Here is a 14,772-nt window from a genome sequence, read left to right as displayed (position 1 = left end):
GGCGGGCCGCTCCGCCCACCGGCTATAAGAAGTCTTATCCTGCGTCGCTCCCGACCGGAAGCCATGCCCAGTTTCGAGGTCCCGGAGGTCGACCTCAGTCAGTACTCCATGCGGGAGCTCGTCGCTCCCCCGCTGGCCGTACTGGTCGTCGCGCTCGCCGTCCTCGGCGCGACGTTCGCCCTCACGGGGTCACCGGTCGCCCTCGGTATCGAGTTCACGGGTGGGACGGAGATCGTCGTCGAGACCGACGCGTCGCAGTCCGAGGTCGTCGCGGCCTTCGACGAACGCGGCCAAGACGTCTCCTCTATCCGCCCCATCGGTACTGACGGCAACAGCTACCTCCTCGAGTTCCAGGCTACCACCGAGGGCGCCCAGAACGACATCAACGACGCCGCCAACGACGCGGGCTTCGACGTGGTCCAGTCACAGAGTAGCTCCGCCACGTTCGGCAAGTCCACCCAGGAACTCGCGCTGCTCGGCGTCGCGGGCGCGTTCGTCGGGATGAGCGTCGTCGTCTTCGTCCTGTTCCGGACGTTCGTGCCGAGCATCGCCGTCGTGCTCTCGGCGTTCAGCGACATCGTCATCCCGCTCGCGCTGATGAACGTCTTCGGCATCGAACTCTCCCTGGGGACCGTCGCCGCACTCCTGATGCTCATCGGTTACAGCGTCGACTCCGACATCCTACTGAACAACCAGGTGTTGCGCCGCTCGGGCAGCTTCTGGGAGAGCGTCGAACGCGCGATGCGGACCGGTGTCACGATGACGGTCACCTCCATCGTCGCGATGACCGTGATGACCATCGTCTCCTACATCTTCGGCATCCAGTTGCTCACGGACATCGGCATCGTGCTCGTGTTTGGCCTGACCGCTGACCTCATGAACACCTACATGATGAACGTCACGCTGCTCCGGTGGTACAAGTTCGAGGGGGTGGCACGATGAGCTGGTTCCGCGAGAACTGGCGCGTCGCCTTCCTCGTCGTCCTGCTCGTCGCGAGCTCGGTCGCGCTGTTCGCCCCCGGAATCGGCGCCAGCGGGACGAACGCGAACGGCGAGAGCGTCGAGCGGCCCACGAACCTCAACTACGGGCTCGAACTCTCCGGCGGCGTCCGCCTCCGCGCCTCGGTCGTCGGCGTCACCGCCGAGAACGTCTCGGTCACCGAGGACAACGAGCGGACCATCGAGCAGGACGTCGCGGCCGCGCTCAACCTCGAGGACCGTAGCGTCCGTGCCCGTCCCGTCCAGGACGTCGTCGAGGTGTACTCCAGCAACTCCACGAGCGAGGTCCGCACCACACTCACCGACCTCGGCTACGAGCCCCGCAACGTCCGCGAGGGCGTGACCCAGATGACGCGGGACACCATCGTCAGCACCATCTCGTCCAAGGTCGACCAGACCGGTTTCTCCGGCGCGTCCGTGTACGACGTCGACCCGCGGGGGAGCGGCCAGCAGTACGTCGTAGTCGAGGTGCCCGGACAGAACGCCTCGCAGGTCCAGCGCCTCATCGAGGGCCGCGGCGAGGTCGAGATGTGGGCGTACTACCCGGAGAACGGCAACCAGACGAACGCCACGCTGCTCGGCAGCGAGGACCTCGCGCAGGTCGACCCGCCGACGACGGACTCCCAGACCGGCCAGCCGGTCGTCCCGGTCGAACTCACCCCGACGGCCGCAGAGCGCTTCGCCAGCGACATGCAGCAGTACGGCTTCACGACGAACCAGGGCATCCGTAACTGCCAGTTCCCCGCCGAGGGCAGTGCCAGCCACTGCCTGCTGACGGTGCTCGACGGTGAGGTCGTCTACTCCGCGAACATGGGGCCCGGACTCGCGAACCTCATCGAGACCGGCGACTTCGAGAACAACCCGACGTTCGTCGTCACGGCGAACTCGATGGACGAGGCGCGCGAACTGCAGGTGAACCTCCGGGCCGGCGCGCTCCCCGCCGAACTCGACTTCGAGGACTCCTACTACGTCGCACCGAGCTTCGCCGAGCGGTACAAGCCGCTCTCGCTCGTGACGGGGATCGCGGCCGCCATCGCGGTCATGGTCACCGTCTTCCTCCGGTACGGCGAGGCGAAGGTCGCAATCCCGATGGTGTTCACCGCGCTCTCCGAGGTGGTCATCCTGCTCGGGTTCGCGGCGGTGTCGGGGCTCGCACTCGACCTCTCGCACATCGCCGGGCTCATCGCCGTCATCGGGACGGGGGTGGACGACCTCGTCATCATCGCCGACGAGGTGATGACCGAGGAGGTGTCCTCCAGTCGCGTCTTCCAGAGTCGCTTCCGGAAGGCGCTGTGGATCATCGGCGCCGCCGCGGTGACGACTATCATCGCGATGTCGCCGCTCGCCGTGCTCTCGCTCGGTGACCTCCGCGGGTTCGCCATCGTCACCATCCTCGGCGTGCTCATCGGCGTCATCATCACGCGCCCGGCGTACGGCGACATCCTGCGTCGCCTGCTGACGGACAACCGGTAACGCGCCGCGGCCACGCCTCTCCGCCTGTTTCGTTCTCTATCGTCTTGGACGAGTGGCTGACCGCCGCTCGTCAGGCCTCGTTCGCGGCTTCTTCGGCGGTGAACTCGTGGACGTGAGGGGCCTCGACGTCGACGAAGTTGATCGTCTCCATCGGTTCGTCGACGAGGTCGGGGAGCCGGTCGACGAACGCCCGGTAGTGGTCGGACTCGGCGTGTGCGCGCCACGCCGCCTCGTCCTCGTACTGCTCGAAGAACCGGACGGTGTGTTCGTCGTCGAGGTCGGTCATCGCGCGGTACCTGATCGCGCCGGGCTCCCGTTGGGACGCGGCCGCGAGTTCTCGAACCAGTTCGCGGGCCTCCTCGGCGCGGTCCGGGTCGAACGTGATGGTCGAGTGGATGACGATCATCGCGATCTGGTGTTGGGTTCCTGTGGCCAACACTTAGCTGTTGGCCTCCGCAGGACGGTAGACACCTTCTTCTCGGGGGCCCGCGTCCGACCACTCGTGCGAGCAACCGTCTGCGGCCATGACTTCGACGTCGACCTCGACTACGTGGACGCCAGCGAGGAAGCGGTCCGCGAGCAGTTGCGCGAGTACGAGGCCGGCGACCGCGACACGTTCGACCTCGACGTCCACTTCCCCGAGGGGTTCCTCGGGGACGTGATGGCCGCGATGTGCTCGATTCCGCCGGGCGAGACGCGAACCTACGGCGACGTCGCCGCGAGCATCGACACCGCCGCCGTCGCCGTCGGGAACGCCTGCGGGGAGAATCCGGTCCCGGTCGTCGTCCCCTGCCACCGCGTCGTCGCCGCCGACGGTCTCGGCGGCTACTCCGCGCTCGGTGGCCTCGACGCGAAGCGCGCGCTGCTCGAACGCGAGGGCGTCGGGCTGTAGACTGGCCCGTCAGAAGTCGGTGAGCTTCGCTTCCATCGCGCCCTTCGCGTCCAGGCCGAACTCCGCGAGTTCGACGAACTCCAGGTCGTTGTCCCGGAGCGCGCGCTGGACGCGCTCGGAGGCCGACGGCGCGACCAGCATCCCGCGGACCGAGTCGTTCGTTCCCTCGTAGAGGTCGACGTAGCGCTGCAACTGGTCGAAGTGGTTCAGCGTCGCCTGGATGCGCTTGACTTCGACGACCACCGGCGTGCCGTCGCGGTCCACCGCGTAGAAGTCGACGAAGCCGTACTTCGTCTCGCGTTCGTGTTCCACGATGCGGAGGTCCTCCTCGAGCACGTCCGGGTTCGCCTCGATGTACTCGTGCATCTCGGCCTCCGTCCCGGACTCCTCGTAGGTCGCGCCGTCCTCCGCGTCGTAGCGCGTCACCCCGTACACCTCCCGGATGCGGGCCTCCACGCGCTCGCTGGGGTTCGTGCGTCGCGCGAGCAACACGACGTCGCCGTCGCTCTCGCGGGCCTCGACCGTGCCGCCGCCCGGCATCCAGTTGACGGGCTTGTGGCCGGTCGGCTGGTGGACGAGGAACGTGCCGTCGGGCTTCGCGACGAGCAGGCGGTCACCGTCGCCGAGGTAGCCGCTCGTCCGGCCCTCGTACTCGACCTCGCAGCGACCCTGCACCGTCAACACCGCGCCGTCCCGGAACGCCGCCTTCGCCGCGTCGACGAACTCCGCCGGGTCCGGCGCGTCGAAACGCTGTACTGCCATCGTTCTCGCTTGCTTGCACGCTGGCGACGAAAAGGGTGTGGATTGGGGTCGTCTCTTGTCACCTCAATCACCACCGCGTATTCTTCCAGAAAGCCCTCGCGGCGCTCGGCCTTTCGATCCGCCAGGGGCCGGTTGTGTGGTCTTCGCGGGTCTGTCGGCTGATCGACCGGGAGACTCGGGGTTCAGAACTCGTCGAGGCCGGACTGCTCGGCGGCCGCTAGCGCGTCCCGACTCGTCTGCCAGGACTCGCGGGCGCAGTCGGGCAGACAGCCCTGCTCGCGGACGTACTCCAGGAGGAAATCCCGGGTCGCGGGGTCGCTGGGGTAGCCCGACCCGACGTCGCCGTGGACCGCGGCCAGGTCCGCGACGTGGCTGTCGCGGGCGACCTTCGCCACGATGCTGGCCGCCGCCACCAGGTCGTACTCGTCGTCGGCGCCGTGCTCAGCGGTGACCCGAACGTCCGCCGGCACGGCGTCCGCGACTCGCCGCCCGAACCGGTCCTCGTTCACGTCGCCCGCGTCGACGTAGCCGGCGAGGCCGTCGCTGGCCACCTGCGCGAGCGCCTCGGCCTGCGCGGCGACGGTGAGTCCGTTCATGTCGGTCTCCGCGTCGTCGATGCGCGCGACCGGAATCTCGGCGACGCCGACGGTGCAGCGCGCCCGGATCGCCTCGTCGAGGTGCTCGCGGCGCTCGGGGACGAGACGCTTCGAGTCCGCGACGCCGTCGGGGAGGTCGGCGGGGTCGCCCGCGACTGCCGCCGCGAACATCGACCCGAGGACGGGTCCCTTCCCCGCCTCGTCGACGCCGAATCGCATCAGCGGAAGAAGTCCTCGTCCTCGAAGGCCTCGTCCTCGCCCTCGACGGCGACCACGTCGAGCGCGGTGACCGTCGCGTCCACGCCGAGCAGGCCCGCCAGACTCGGGACGGTGCGGCCGTCGTCGCTGGAGACGAGTTCCTTGATGTAGAGGCCGCCCTCGCCCTCGATCTCGACGACCGCGTTGGTGTCGGTCGTCCGCTCGCCGTCGATGTCGTACACCGTCCGCGTGCGGACGAGTTCCGCGCGCCGGTGGCTCACGCGCTGGGGGGTCTCCTGTTCGATGGTCGCGCCGTCGAGTTCCGAGAGCGCGGCCTGGAAGGCCTCCTCGTCGACCGGGTCGTCGAACTCCACCTGCGCGCGGTAGCGCTTCTTCGCGTCGAGTTCCTTCACGCGCTCTACCATGTCGTAGGCGGCGAGGCGGACGCCCTCCACCTCGACTTTCCCATCAGCGTACTCGTTGATGGCCTCCTCCAGGGCCTCGGGGTCCGGGTGGCGGTTCTGGGGCCGCTGGACCTCCACGACGAACGGCCGGCCCGTCCCGAGCATCAGCGCGTCGATGTCCTCGCGGCCCGCGCCGTGGAACGACGCCTCTTCGCCGTCCATCGCCTCGACGACCGGCGGCGCGGTCAACTGCTCGACGCTCTCGGGGTAGAGGAACCCGGTCCCGTCGCAGTGCGGGCACGGCGAGTCGACGAGCGTCCCCGTGCCGTTGCAGTCGCTGCACGGCCACTTCGTCTGCGGGATGCCGCGTTCGAGTTTCCGGTAGCGCCCGTAGACGAACGTCGAGTTCACGGTCACGTCGACGGTCTCGTCCTCGACGTCCAGGATGGCGAGGACGTCCGGTCGCCCGAAGTCGACGTCCGCGCCCGTCGCCTGCCCGACGCGCTTGCCGACCTCCCGGTTGCACTCGGACTTGAACTGCTCGCCAGCGTCCGCTGGGAGGCCGGCGAGGTCCCGAAGCAGCGACTCGTTCTCCTCGACGAGCGGCGGTGCCCGCGTCCCCACCTGGTACGTGTCGAACGCCTCCTCGTCCAGGGCGTCGACGACGAGTTCGGCGAACGCCGCGAAGCGCCCCGACGCCCCCTCGCAGACCCAGCAGTCCGCGGTGTCCGGGGACTCGTAGGGCTCGTCGTCCTCGAGCGCCACTGTCGTGCGGAGCGCCCGCCCGCGCTCGGCGTTCGTCAACCCGAAACTCCGGTCTGCGAAACACCGCCCCACGCAGGCGTCGCAGACGGGGTCCTCCGCCAGCACCCGCCGCGCGTCCTCGAGGATGGTCATGTGGGTGGTGTCGTTGCGCGGTAGTACGTACTCTTCGGTCCTCGGTCTGCCCGGAACGGACACCCAGTTTGACGCTCCTGGGCGGCGTAGGACACGCTAGACGATGTTCCACAGGATTCTCGTCCCGACAGACGGTAGCGAGGCTGCAGCGACCGCCGCCTCCGTAGCGATCGCGCTCGCCGACCGGTTCGACGCGGCCGTCCACGCGGTCCACGTCGTCGACCTGTCCGACGTCCCGTCGAGCGTGCAGTCAGACGCCACCACGGAACTGCAGCGCCAGGGGGAGGCGGCGGTGGAGTCCGTCGCTGACCGCGCGGCCGACACCGACGTCCCGGTGACCACGCGCGTCCTCGAGTCCCCGCGGCCGGTCCACGAGGAACTCCTCGACTATGTCGCCGACGAGGGCGTCGACCTCGTCGTGATGGGGACCCACGGCCGCACCGGGCTCGCGCGCATCGTCCTCGGGAGCGTCACCGAGCGCCTGCTCCGGGTCTCCCCGGTCCCCGTCCTCACCGTCCACGAGGACAGCGGCCTCGACACCGCGCCCGAGTCGGTGCTCGTCCCGACAGACGGTAGCGACGCCGCGAACGCCGCCGCGGACCGCGCCGTCGCGCTCGCCGCAGCGACCGGTGCGGGCCTCCAGGTCGTCTACGTGGTCGACCCGACCGCGGCGGCCGGCGAGTACGGTAGCGCCGACGTTCTGGAGGCCCTCGAGATGGCTGGCCAGCGAGCGGTCGGGGACGTCGTCGCCCGGGCCGAGGACGCCGGCGTCGGAACGATCGAGGCGTCGGTACTCGGCGGGGCGACTGCCCGCGCGATCCTCGACTACGCCGCCGACCGCGACGTCGACCTCGTCGCGATGGGGACCCACGGCCGCACCGGGCTCGAGCGCTACCTGCTCGGCAGCGTCACCGAGAAGGTCGTCCGCGTCGCCGAGATGCCCGTGCTCACCGTCTCCGCCCACGACGAGGAGTGAGCGTGCCGGTCGGTGGCCCGGAACTCCGATGGTGGTAAGCCGACGCCGCGAGAAGTCGGGGTATGCGCCAGTTCGTCGTCCTCGGGCACGACGCGCCCACGGACCCCGACTTCCCGCTCGACGACCTCGCGGGCGCCGCGGGCAGACTCGACGTGCTCTGTCGCTGCGTGAGCGCCGCGCTGTTCCTCTCCCACGGCATCCGGGAGGACGTACAGGTCTTCCTCGTGCTGTCCGACGAGGTGACCGTCCGCGTCGACGGCGCCGCCCTGCGGTACATGAGTCCCGACGAGCGCAACGTCGCCAGCCTCCTCCGGCAGGCCATCGAGGCCAAAGACCAGGCGATCGGCCACCGGGAGGCCGAGTCCACGCCCGGCATCCACGTCTCGAAGCGCGGCTTCGAGGCTGTCCTCGACGCGATCGACGGAACCGTCGTCGAACTCCACGAGGACGGCACGCCGCTCGCCGACGTCGAACCGCCCGAGAATCCAGTGTTCGTGCTCTCGGACCACCACGACTTCACCGAGCGGGAGGCCGAACTCCTCGCCGAACGCAGCGACCGGCGGGTGCGCGTCGGCCCCGAGATTCTCCACGCCGACCACACCGTCACCGTCGTACACAACTACCTCGACACCGACGGCTTCACCGACTACTGATGCGGGTGAGTGTCATCGGCGCGAGTGCGCCAACGGACGCTGCTCTCGCGGACGCACGCGAGGTCGGTCGCCTGCTCGCCGAGGACGGACACACCGTCGTCTGCGGCGGACTGGGTGGCGTGATGCGCGCGGCCTGCCGGGGCGCGAGTGAGGCCGGTGGCCACACCGTCGGCATTCTCCCCGGCGAGGACCGCCGCGCGGCCAACGAGTACGTCGACACGGCTATCGCCACCGGCCTCGGACACGCCCGGAACGCGCTCGTCGTCATGAACGGGGACGCGGTCGTCGCCGTCGACGGGGCGGGCGGGACGCTCTCGGAGGTCGGGTTCGCGTCCGTCTACGACCGTCCCATCGCGGGTATCGGTGCGCCCGACGCACCCCACGTCGAGGCCGTCGAGACGCCAGCTGACGCCGTCGCGTACGTCGAAGCGAACGCGGAGGAGTGAACCAGTAGCGACTGGTCGTCGTCGAGAACGGAGAACTGCAGAGAGACCGAGCGGCGCTACTCGAGGTCGAAGCGGTCGAGCTTCATGACCTTGCTCCACGTGTCCGCGAAGTCGCGGACGAACTGCGCTTCGCCGTCGTCGCTCCCGTAGGTCTCCGCGATAGCCCGGAGCCGGGAGTTCGACCCGAAGACGAGGTCCACGCGGGTGGCCTCCCACTCGAGTTCGCCCGTGTCGCGGTCGCGGCCCTCGTAGACGGCTTCGGCGTCCGGCGCCGGCTCCCACTCCGTGCCCATGTCGAGCAGGTTCACGAAGAAGTCGTTGGTCAGCGTCCCCGGGCGGTCGGTGAGGACGCCGAGGTCGGACTGGTCGTAGTTCGCGTCCAGCGCGCGCATGCCGCCGACCAGCACCGTCATCTCGGACGCGGTCAGGTTCAGCAGTTCGGCCTTGTCCACCAGCAGCTCCTCGGCCGGCCGGTCGTGCTCGCCCCCGAGGTAGTTACGGAAGCCGTCCACCTTCAGCTTGAGCGCCTCGAAGGACTCGACGTCGGTCTGCTCCTGGGTGGCGTCTGTCCGTCCCGGCTCGAACGGGACGTCGACGTCGTAGCCGGCGTCCGCCGCCGCCTGCTCGACGGCCACGTTGCCGCCCAGCACGATCAGGTCGGCGAGCGAGACCCGCACGTCGTCGGTCCGCGAGCCGTTGAACTCGGCCTGGATCTCCTCCAGGGTCCCCAGCACCGTCTCGAGCTCCGCGGGCTCGTTGACCTCCCAGCTCCGCTGCGGTTCGAGACGGATGCGGGCGCCGTTAGCGCCACCGCGCTTGTCGCTGTCGCGGTACGTCGACGCCGCCGCCCAGGCGGTCCTGACCAGTTGTGGGACCGAGAGCTCCGAGTCGAGGATCGCCTCCTCCAGTTCCGCGACGTCCGCCTCCCCGACCAGGTCGTAGTCGGCGTCGGGGAGCGGGTCCTGCCAGATCATCTCCTCGTCGGGAACCTCCGGGCCGAGGAACCGCTCGGGCGGACCCATGTCGCGGTGAGTGAGCTTGTACCAGGCCTTCGCGAAGTTAATCCCGAACTCCATCGGGTTGTCCTGGAAGCGCTCGACGATCTCGCGGTAGTCCGGGTCCTGCTTCAGCGCGATGTCCGTGGTCAGCATCATCGGCGTCACACGCTCCTCGCCCTCGACGTCGGGCGCGGAGGTTCTGAGTTCCTCGTCGAGTGGGATCCACCGCCAGCCGCCGCCCGGTCCCTTCTCGGCAGCCCACTCGTACTCGAGCAGGTTGTCGAGGTAGCCCGTGTCCCACTCGGTGGGCGCCTGCGTCCAGGGACCCTCGATACCGCTCGTGATGGTGTCCTTGCCCTTGCCGGAGCCGAAGTCGCTCTCCCAGCCGAGGCCCTGGGCCTCGATGGGGGCCGCTTCGGGCTCCGGGCCGACGTGTTCGTCGGGGTCGTCGGCACCGTGGACCTTCCCGAACGTGTGCCCACCGGCGATGAGCGCGACCGTCTCCTCGTCGTTCATCGCCATCCGGCTGAACGACTCCCGGATGTTCTCCGCGGAGGCTTCCGGGTCCGGGTTGCCGTCCGGCCCCTCCGGGTTCACGTAGATGAGCCCCATCACGGTGGCGCCGAGGCCCTCATGGAGTTCGCCAGAGTCGTCGAAGCGCTCGGAGGCCTCCCACTCCTCCTCGGGTCCCCAGTCGACGGCCTCGTCGGGCTTGAAGGCGTCCTCGCGTCCGCCCGCGAAGCCGAACGTCTTCGCTCCCATCGACTCGATGGCGACGTTCCCGGCCAGGATCATCAGGTCGGCCCACGAGAGGTTGCGGCCGTACTTCTGCTTGACCGGCCAGAGCAGTCGGCGCGCCTTGTCGAGGTTCGCGTTGTCGGGCCAGCTGTTGAGCGGTGCGAGGCGCTGGGCGCCCTCGGAGGCGCCGCCGCGGCCGTCGCTGGTGCGGTACGTGCCCGCGCTGTGCCACGCCATCCGGATGAACAGCGGGCCGTAGTGGCCGTAGTCGGCCGGCCACCAGTCCTGGGACGTCGTCATCACGTCCTCGATGTCCGCCTTCACCTCGTCGAGGTCGAGTTGCTGGAACGCTTCGGCGTAGTCGAAGTCCTCGTCCATCGGCCCGACGTCGCGGGCGTTCTGGTCGAGGATCTCGAGTGGCAGCTGGTTCGGCCACCAGTCGCGGTTGGACCTAGTCATCGTCGGGCAATTGCCGCTGTCGCGTCTTAATGGTTGCCTAATTCGGTAAAGAAATCTTTCCCACACCCCAAGCAATCTGCCGATTCGGAGAACTTTTCTCGGTGGTACAGCCGCGCTCCGCCCGGCACGACTACCGAAACCTGACCCTACCGGGGGAGCGTTCTCTCGTTCCCACGACGGTTGCCGGCCCACGGACGCTGCCGGTCGACCCGACCCCACACCCCGCCGCAGTTCCCGGGTTCACCTCGCTCTCGGTGCCCCGATTCGGAAACGTTAAACATCGCACTCGCCAATCACTGGGTGCGGGCCGGTGGGGTAGCTTGGTATCCTTCGGCCTTCGGGTGGCCGTAACCGCGATTCGAATTCGCGCCGGCCCACTTCTCCCGCATTTTGGCTTAGAGGTGTACCTTCCTGGCAACCACCTCTACGTACAGTCCTTAGCTAAAGTTGGGGACATTCCATCAGTTAACCGCGTACAGTTGTTGTCCGTAGGAGATGTAGCTTCTCTCTGGGGAAACGCTTTCAAGATGTAGATATTTTACCAATTAGGGCATGGTGGGTGGACAGAGAGACGGTATACCTGAGGAGGATGACAACCAGCTTTTCCCGAGTTCAGAGAAGGACAGAACGGAGAAGAGGCTGAGGGAATTAGGCCTTTTAGACGGTGCTGTAGGTTTTCGAGATAACTTAGAGACGATCTTTGTAGAGACAGTAGACCGCGAATACGACATCTCCGAAAAGACAGAGCTTCGAAATGCGGGAATGCAAGGAGTGAGGGACGCAGGAAAGGCCTATCGGCACCTAGATAGGGGAGTTAAGATTGTTAATAAACTTGAAGTTCTGGGCATCTTTGTGGTGGGCGTATTGACGTTCTTTGCAATCTCGATTCCTGACTTTGGTTTGTCAGCTCTGTATCAGGGTGGTGTCTCTGCTCTAATTACGGTATTCTCGTGGTTCCTTGGCACACATCTTATCATCGGAAAAGTCACTACAGAAAAACTAGCGTATGAGGGACTGACTGTTCGGATGCCAGATGAAGTACTCTGTTTTAGAGCAAAATGGAACAAAGCAGTTTTGACAAGCGCGTTCTCCTTCCTCGGGGTGATTCTCGTTGGTGTAATTCGGTCTCAATGGTCCTCTGGATACCAACTTGGTCTCAACGAAATCAAAGAGTGGTTGAGGGAGAAAGAGGCAAAGACTGAACCGTAATCCCGTCTTCTCGAACAGTCACACGGGACGATGTCCTCCTCTCTGTCCTGCCTGCCACTCCCCATCACACCACGACGAGACTTTTACCGACACCCGGTTTCTCTCCGACCATGTCCGAAGCGGACCTCGACACTGCCGCCCTGGAAGCCTACCTCTCCGCGGAACTCGACGACGAGATCGTCGACGTCGAGGTGCTCCACGAGGCGCTGAACCTCTCGCTCGCCGTATCGACCGCCGAGCGGGAGCGAGCGTACGTCCTCCGGCGACCGCGGAACCTGCGGGAGACGAACCTGGTCGTCGACCTGGACGTGGAGTTCCAGGTGCTGGAGCGACTCGCGGACACCGCCGTTCCCGCGCCCGAACCCGTGTTGCACTGCGAGGACGCGTCGGTGTTCGGCGACGAGTTCGTCGTGACGACGTTCCTCGACGGCGAGGCGGTGCCGCTGGGGTCGGACCTGCCCGAGCGGTTCCGGAACCCGGCGGCGCGGCGGCGACTGGCCGAGGGGCTGGTCGACACGCTCGCCGAGATCCACTCGCTGGACCCCGGGCCGTTCGCGGACGTCTGCGAGCGCCAGACGCCGACGGAGATGGTCGACCGGGCGATGGCGCGGCTGGATAACGCGACGAGCGCGACCGGACGGGAGGTGCCGGAACTCCGGGCCGTCGGCGAGTGGCTCCGGGAGCACGCGCCCGCGGAGACGGCGACCACGCTCGTCCACGGGGACTACCGGCCGGGGAACGTGCTCTTCGCTGGTGACGACGACCCCGAGATCGCGGGCGTGCTCGACTGGGAGACGGCGATGCTCGGCGACCCGCTAACGGAACTCGGCTACCTGCTGTTGCGCTGGCGGGACGACGGCGACCCGACGCCGTCGCTGGACGACCTCGAAGCGCGCCACGCGGACGAGGCGGCCATCGACCACCTGCGTGACGTGAACGAGGACGGACTGGCGCCGTTCACGAACGACCCCGGAACGCCGACTCGACGCGAGCTAGTCGCTCGCTACGAGGCGAAGACGGGGTCCGACGTCGAGCACGCGGAGTACTACCTCGCGCACGCGGCGTTCGTGCTCGCGACCGTCTGGGAGGACCTCCACCGGAGCCGACTGGCGGCTGGCGACGACTCCACGTTCCCGCCGCTGGTCGACTACGTGACGACGACCGCCCGGAGCTTCGTCGACGGCGAGTTCCGGCTGTGAGCTGGGCCGGGACTACGTCCCGTCGTCCCACTCCTGCCGGCAGTCGTCGCCGCAGAACGAGTGGTACTTGATGTCGCCGTTGCGCTTGTGGGCGACGACCGGGTACGCCACGTCGAACTCGAGGAGCGTGCCGCAGTTGGTACAGACCAGCGCCGAACTGTCAGTTGCGTCAGTCATCGATGGCCGAGACGGTGACGTCCATCGGTCCGGCGACGCGGACGTCGTAGCCGGCGTACTCGAAGGAGACGAGGATGTCGCTCTCGTCGGCTCTCGCAGCGAGCGTGTCCAGGCTGTCCGGTTCGACGACGCCGTACAGCGGTGGGAGCGACGTCTGCTCGGTGTTGCTTCGGTTGGCGACTGCTTCGACGACTGCCTCACTGGCACGTTCCCCCGCTCGTCTGGACGGCCCGACTAACCCCGGCCCAGTCATGATATCGCTGAGGATGGCTCCGCCACGTATAAACTCAGTGGGGACTTTGTGCCAATTCTCACCGAATTCGGCGATGATTGAATATTACGTAACTTTTCTGGTGAAAGAACGTCCGATTCAGTTCTGGGTCGCTGCTTCCTCGCCGAAGTGGTTGAACGGCTGGGTGTACTCGTGGCGCATCAGCGTCTGCTCCTCGATCACCAGGCCCGCGTCGATGAGGTCCTCGGCGAGCTCCATCAGTTCGTTGAGGTCGGTGGCGACGCCGACGACGCGGACGTTGCCCCGGCTCGACACCAGCTCCTGAACGTTCACGACGCGGTGGGTGTCGAGGACGGACTCCGCGAGGGCCGCCTGCCGCGAGACCGGCGCCGTACACGTGAACGCGACCTTCAGCGGGAACCCCGCCGCCTCGTAGTCGAGGGTGGGGACGTACCCACGGATGACGCCGTCGTCCTCCAGTCGCTCGATCCGGTTGCGGACGGTCCCCTCCGAGACGGGGAGCCTTCGCGCGATGTCGACCGGCGTCAGGTTCCGTGCGTCCTCCTGCAGGAGGTGGAGGATGCCACGGTCAACTGCATCCAGTTCCGCTGAACTCATGCGTCCAACTTCAATCCTCCAGTCAATGAACCTTCTGACAGGCTCTGGGTTCACCGCTCGCTACCCTCCAACGTCGTTATCCGCCTGCCGCCCCTCCCTCCGTTCGATGATAGAGGGACTGGACGCGGACCTCGAGGACACCGACGCGGTCCGCGAGCACCGCGACGAGGTAGTCGAGCAGGTGCGCCAGCACGCGGGGCAGGCCGCCCGGGAACTCGCGCGCCTGCGGGGCGGGGACTACGGCCGCGAGTCGTTCCGCACCGACGGCGGCGAGTGGACGCTGAAGTACGAGGCCGGCGACATCGAGTTCCTCCGCTTCGAGGGGCAGGCCGGCGTCGACGTCTACGTCGTCTCGACGCAGCAACCGCCGGAACCGGAGCCGCTGGCGACGGCGATGGCCCACTACGCCGACTTCGTCGCGTCGTTCAACGACTACGTGCGCGGCCTGGACGGCGTCCTCGACGACGTGCCGACCGAGTTCCCGGCCGTCGAAGCCGGCGAGTCCGTCGTCGAGGCGCGGGACGCCATCGTCGCGCGAATTCGGGGAGCCGCCAACGAGATGGCGGCTACGCTCTACCGCGTCGAGAACACGGAGTACGGGTCGTTCGCGGCGCCCGTCGACGGGACGCGCTGGGAGTTGAAACGCGACGCCGACCGCGTCTCCTACGTGCGGGTCGGCGGCGAGGGCGGCGTCTACCTCGTCTCGCAGTACGGCGCCCCGTCGGCGCGGGACGTGCGGGCGTACGCCGAGGACTTCGGCGACTTCGTCGCGGCCTTCAACGAGGACGTGGCCGACCTGGGCGCGGACCTTGACGACGTCTCGCTGTAGGCTGTCTCGACGTCCGCC

Annotated in this window: 17 protein-coding genes and 1 tRNA gene; 10 read left to right on the top strand and 8 right to left on the bottom strand. The window is 67.6% G+C overall.

The features are described 5' to 3' along the window. The first annotated feature begins 63 nt into the window (after positions 1 to 63). A complete protein-coding gene (secF, locus tag LT965_RS05035) occupies positions 64 to 942 on the top strand; it encodes a protein translocase subunit SecF (RefSeq protein ID WP_232702925.1) in 879 nt (292 codons plus the stop codon). Beyond that, positions 939 to 2,471, top strand: a complete 1,533-nt coding sequence (locus tag LT965_RS05030) for a preprotein translocase subunit SecD (protein WP_232702924.1) — start codon at positions 939 to 941, stop codon at positions 2,469 to 2,471. The genes secF and LT965_RS05030 overlap by 4 nt, the downstream gene beginning before the upstream one ends. Positions 2,472 to 2,541: 70 nt before the next feature. Here the strand turns inward: LT965_RS05030 and LT965_RS05025 are convergent, their stop codons facing one another. Then, positions 2,542 to 2,907: a putative quinol monooxygenase gene (locus LT965_RS05025; protein WP_232702923.1), complete on the bottom strand. Its 366-nt coding sequence runs from the start codon at positions 2,905 to 2,907 to the stop codon at positions 2,542 to 2,544. Between the two features lie 66 nt (positions 2,908 to 2,973). On the opposite strand from LT965_RS05025, the gene LT965_RS05020 reads away from it, so the two are divergent. Further along, positions 2,974 to 3,363, top strand: coding sequence for a methylated-DNA--[protein]-cysteine S-methyltransferase (locus LT965_RS05020; RefSeq protein WP_232702922.1), 390 nt, complete (start codon positions 2,974 to 2,976; stop codon positions 3,361 to 3,363). Positions 3,364 to 3,372: 9 nt separating this feature from the next. Here the strand turns inward: LT965_RS05020 and nucS are convergent, their stop codons facing one another. The 3 genes from nucS to LT965_RS05005 all read right to left on the bottom strand — a co-directional run bounded on the left by nucS (position 3,373) and on the right by LT965_RS05005 (position 6,220). After that, positions 3,373 to 4,125 carry an endonuclease NucS gene (gene nucS / locus LT965_RS05015; RefSeq protein WP_232702921.1) on the bottom strand — a complete coding sequence of 251 codons (753 nt, stop codon included), beginning with the start codon at positions 4,123 to 4,125 and terminating at the stop codon, positions 3,373 to 3,375. A gap of 182 nt (positions 4,126 to 4,307) precedes the next feature. Next, positions 4,308 to 4,943: a ribonuclease HII gene (gene rnhB, locus LT965_RS05010; RefSeq protein ID WP_232703611.1), complete on the bottom strand. Its 636-nt coding sequence runs from the start codon at positions 4,941 to 4,943 to the stop codon at positions 4,308 to 4,310. Next, complete coding sequence (locus tag LT965_RS05005; protein ID WP_232702920.1) at positions 4,940 to 6,220, bottom strand: tRNA pseudouridine(54/55) synthase Pus10; 1,281 nt, start codon at positions 6,218 to 6,220, stop codon at positions 4,940 to 4,942. The genes rnhB and LT965_RS05005 overlap by 4 nt, the downstream gene beginning before the upstream one ends. 103 nt (positions 6,221 to 6,323) lie before the next feature. Between LT965_RS05005 and LT965_RS05000 the strand changes: the two genes are divergently transcribed. The 3 genes from LT965_RS05000 (at position 6,324) to LT965_RS04990 (ending at position 8,295) form a co-directional block, all read left to right on the top strand. Then, positions 6,324 to 7,196 (top strand): universal stress protein, encoded by an 873-nt coding sequence (locus tag LT965_RS05000; RefSeq protein WP_232702919.1) that lies wholly within the window; start codon positions 6,324 to 6,326, stop codon positions 7,194 to 7,196. Between the two features lie 62 nt (positions 7,197 to 7,258). Beyond that, complete coding sequence (trmY, locus tag LT965_RS04995) at positions 7,259 to 7,849, top strand: tRNA (pseudouridine(54)-N(1))-methyltransferase TrmY (protein WP_232702918.1); 591 nt, start codon at positions 7,259 to 7,261, stop codon at positions 7,847 to 7,849. After that, on the top strand, positions 7,849 to 8,295 hold the full coding sequence (locus LT965_RS04990) for a TIGR00725 family protein (RefSeq protein WP_232702917.1): 447 nt from the start codon (positions 7,849 to 7,851) through the stop codon (positions 8,293 to 8,295). Before trmY ends, LT965_RS04990 begins: the two co-directional genes overlap by 1 nt. A 56-nt stretch (positions 8,296 to 8,351) precedes the next feature. Here the strand turns inward: LT965_RS04990 and katG are convergent, their stop codons facing one another. Continuing rightward, on the bottom strand, positions 8,352 to 10,490 hold the full coding sequence (gene katG, locus LT965_RS04985) for a catalase/peroxidase HPI (protein ID WP_232702916.1): 2,139 nt from the start codon (positions 10,488 to 10,490) through the stop codon (positions 8,352 to 8,354). A gap of 304 nt (positions 10,491 to 10,794) precedes the next feature. On the opposite strand from katG, the gene LT965_RS04980 reads away from it, so the two are divergent. From LT965_RS04980 to LT965_RS04970, 3 genes are all read left to right on the top strand, one after another. Beyond that, positions 10,795 to 10,867: transfer RNA gene (locus LT965_RS04980), tRNA-Pro, on the top strand. Between the two features lie 175 nt (positions 10,868 to 11,042). Next, positions 11,043 to 11,699 carry a hypothetical protein gene (locus tag LT965_RS04975; RefSeq protein ID WP_232702915.1) on the top strand — a complete coding sequence of 219 codons (657 nt, stop codon included), beginning with the start codon at positions 11,043 to 11,045 and terminating at the stop codon, positions 11,697 to 11,699. 110 nt (positions 11,700 to 11,809) lie between these two features. Beyond that, positions 11,810 to 12,898 (top strand): phosphotransferase family protein, encoded by a 1,089-nt coding sequence (locus LT965_RS04970; protein WP_232702914.1) that lies wholly within the window; start codon positions 11,810 to 11,812, stop codon positions 12,896 to 12,898. A 12-nt stretch (positions 12,899 to 12,910) separates the two neighbouring features. Here LT965_RS04970 and LT965_RS04965 read toward each other — a convergent pair whose 3' ends face one another. The 3 genes from LT965_RS04965 to LT965_RS04955 form a co-directional block, all read right to left on the bottom strand. Further along, the gene (locus LT965_RS04965) at positions 12,911 to 13,075 is read right to left on the bottom strand and encodes a DUF7576 family protein (RefSeq protein WP_232702913.1); all 165 of its coding nucleotides are present in this window, start codon (positions 13,073 to 13,075) and stop codon (positions 12,911 to 12,913) included. Continuing rightward, on the bottom strand, positions 13,068 to 13,328 hold the full coding sequence (locus LT965_RS04960) for a HalOD1 output domain-containing protein (protein WP_232702912.1): 261 nt from the start codon (positions 13,326 to 13,328) through the stop codon (positions 13,068 to 13,070). Before LT965_RS04960 ends, LT965_RS04965 begins: the two co-directional genes overlap by 8 nt. Before the next feature lie 117 nt (positions 13,329 to 13,445). Continuing rightward, the gene (locus LT965_RS04955) at positions 13,446 to 13,925 is read right to left on the bottom strand and encodes an Lrp/AsnC family transcriptional regulator (RefSeq protein WP_232702911.1); all 480 of its coding nucleotides are present in this window, start codon (positions 13,923 to 13,925) and stop codon (positions 13,446 to 13,448) included. Between the two features lie 106 nt (positions 13,926 to 14,031). Here LT965_RS04955 and LT965_RS04950 point away from each other — a divergent pair, with 106 nt between their 5' ends. After that, the gene (locus LT965_RS04950; protein ID WP_232702910.1) at positions 14,032 to 14,754 is read left to right on the top strand and encodes a profilin-fold protein; all 723 of its coding nucleotides are present in this window, start codon (positions 14,032 to 14,034) and stop codon (positions 14,752 to 14,754) included. Positions 14,755 to 14,772: the final 18 nt, after the last annotated feature.

This window comes from Halobacterium wangiae (genome assembly GCF_021249345.1).
Taxonomy (GTDB): domain Archaea; phylum Halobacteriota; class Halobacteria; order Halobacteriales; family Halobacteriaceae; genus Halobacterium; species Halobacterium wangiae.
This window is presented reverse-complemented; position numbering and strand designations above follow the sequence as displayed.

Bases quoted from the DNA above. Each gene is read 5' to 3' on its own strand.
- secF (WP_232702925.1), top strand. From the start codon at position 64: ATGCCCAGTTTCGAGGTCCCGGAGGTCGACCTCAGTCAGTACTCCATG.
- LT965_RS05030 (WP_232702924.1), top strand. From the start codon at position 939: ATGAGCTGGTTCCGCGAGAACTGGCGCGTCGCCTTCCTCGTCGTCCTG.
- nucS (WP_232702921.1), bottom strand. From the start codon at position 4,125: ATGGCAGTACAGCGTTTCGACGCGCCGGACCCGGCGGAGTTCGTCGAC.
- LT965_RS05005 (WP_232702920.1), bottom strand. From the start codon at position 6,220: ATGACCATCCTCGAGGACGCGCGGCGGGTGCTGGCGGAGGACCCCGTC.
- LT965_RS05000 (WP_232702919.1), top strand. From the start codon at position 6,324: ATGTTCCACAGGATTCTCGTCCCGACAGACGGTAGCGAGGCTGCAGCG.
- trmY (WP_232702918.1), top strand. From the start codon at position 7,259: ATGCGCCAGTTCGTCGTCCTCGGGCACGACGCGCCCACGGACCCCGAC.
- LT965_RS04990 (WP_232702917.1), top strand. From the start codon at position 7,849: ATGCGGGTGAGTGTCATCGGCGCGAGTGCGCCAACGGACGCTGCTCTC.
- katG (WP_232702916.1), bottom strand. From the start codon at position 10,490: ATGACTAGGTCCAACCGCGACTGGTGGCCGAACCAGCTGCCACTCGAG.
- LT965_RS04975 (WP_232702915.1), top strand. From the start codon at position 11,043: ATGGTGGGTGGACAGAGAGACGGTATACCTGAGGAGGATGACAACCAG.
- LT965_RS04970 (WP_232702914.1), top strand. From the start codon at position 11,810: ATGTCCGAAGCGGACCTCGACACTGCCGCCCTGGAAGCCTACCTCTCC.
- LT965_RS04965 (WP_232702913.1), bottom strand. From the start codon at position 13,075: ATGACTGACGCAACTGACAGTTCGGCGCTGGTCTGTACCAACTGCGGC.
- LT965_RS04960 (WP_232702912.1), bottom strand. From the start codon at position 13,328: ATGACTGGGCCGGGGTTAGTCGGGCCGTCCAGACGAGCGGGGGAACGT.
- LT965_RS04955 (WP_232702911.1), bottom strand. From the start codon at position 13,925: ATGAGTTCAGCGGAACTGGATGCAGTTGACCGTGGCATCCTCCACCTC.
- LT965_RS04950 (WP_232702910.1), top strand. From the start codon at position 14,032: ATGATAGAGGGACTGGACGCGGACCTCGAGGACACCGACGCGGTCCGC.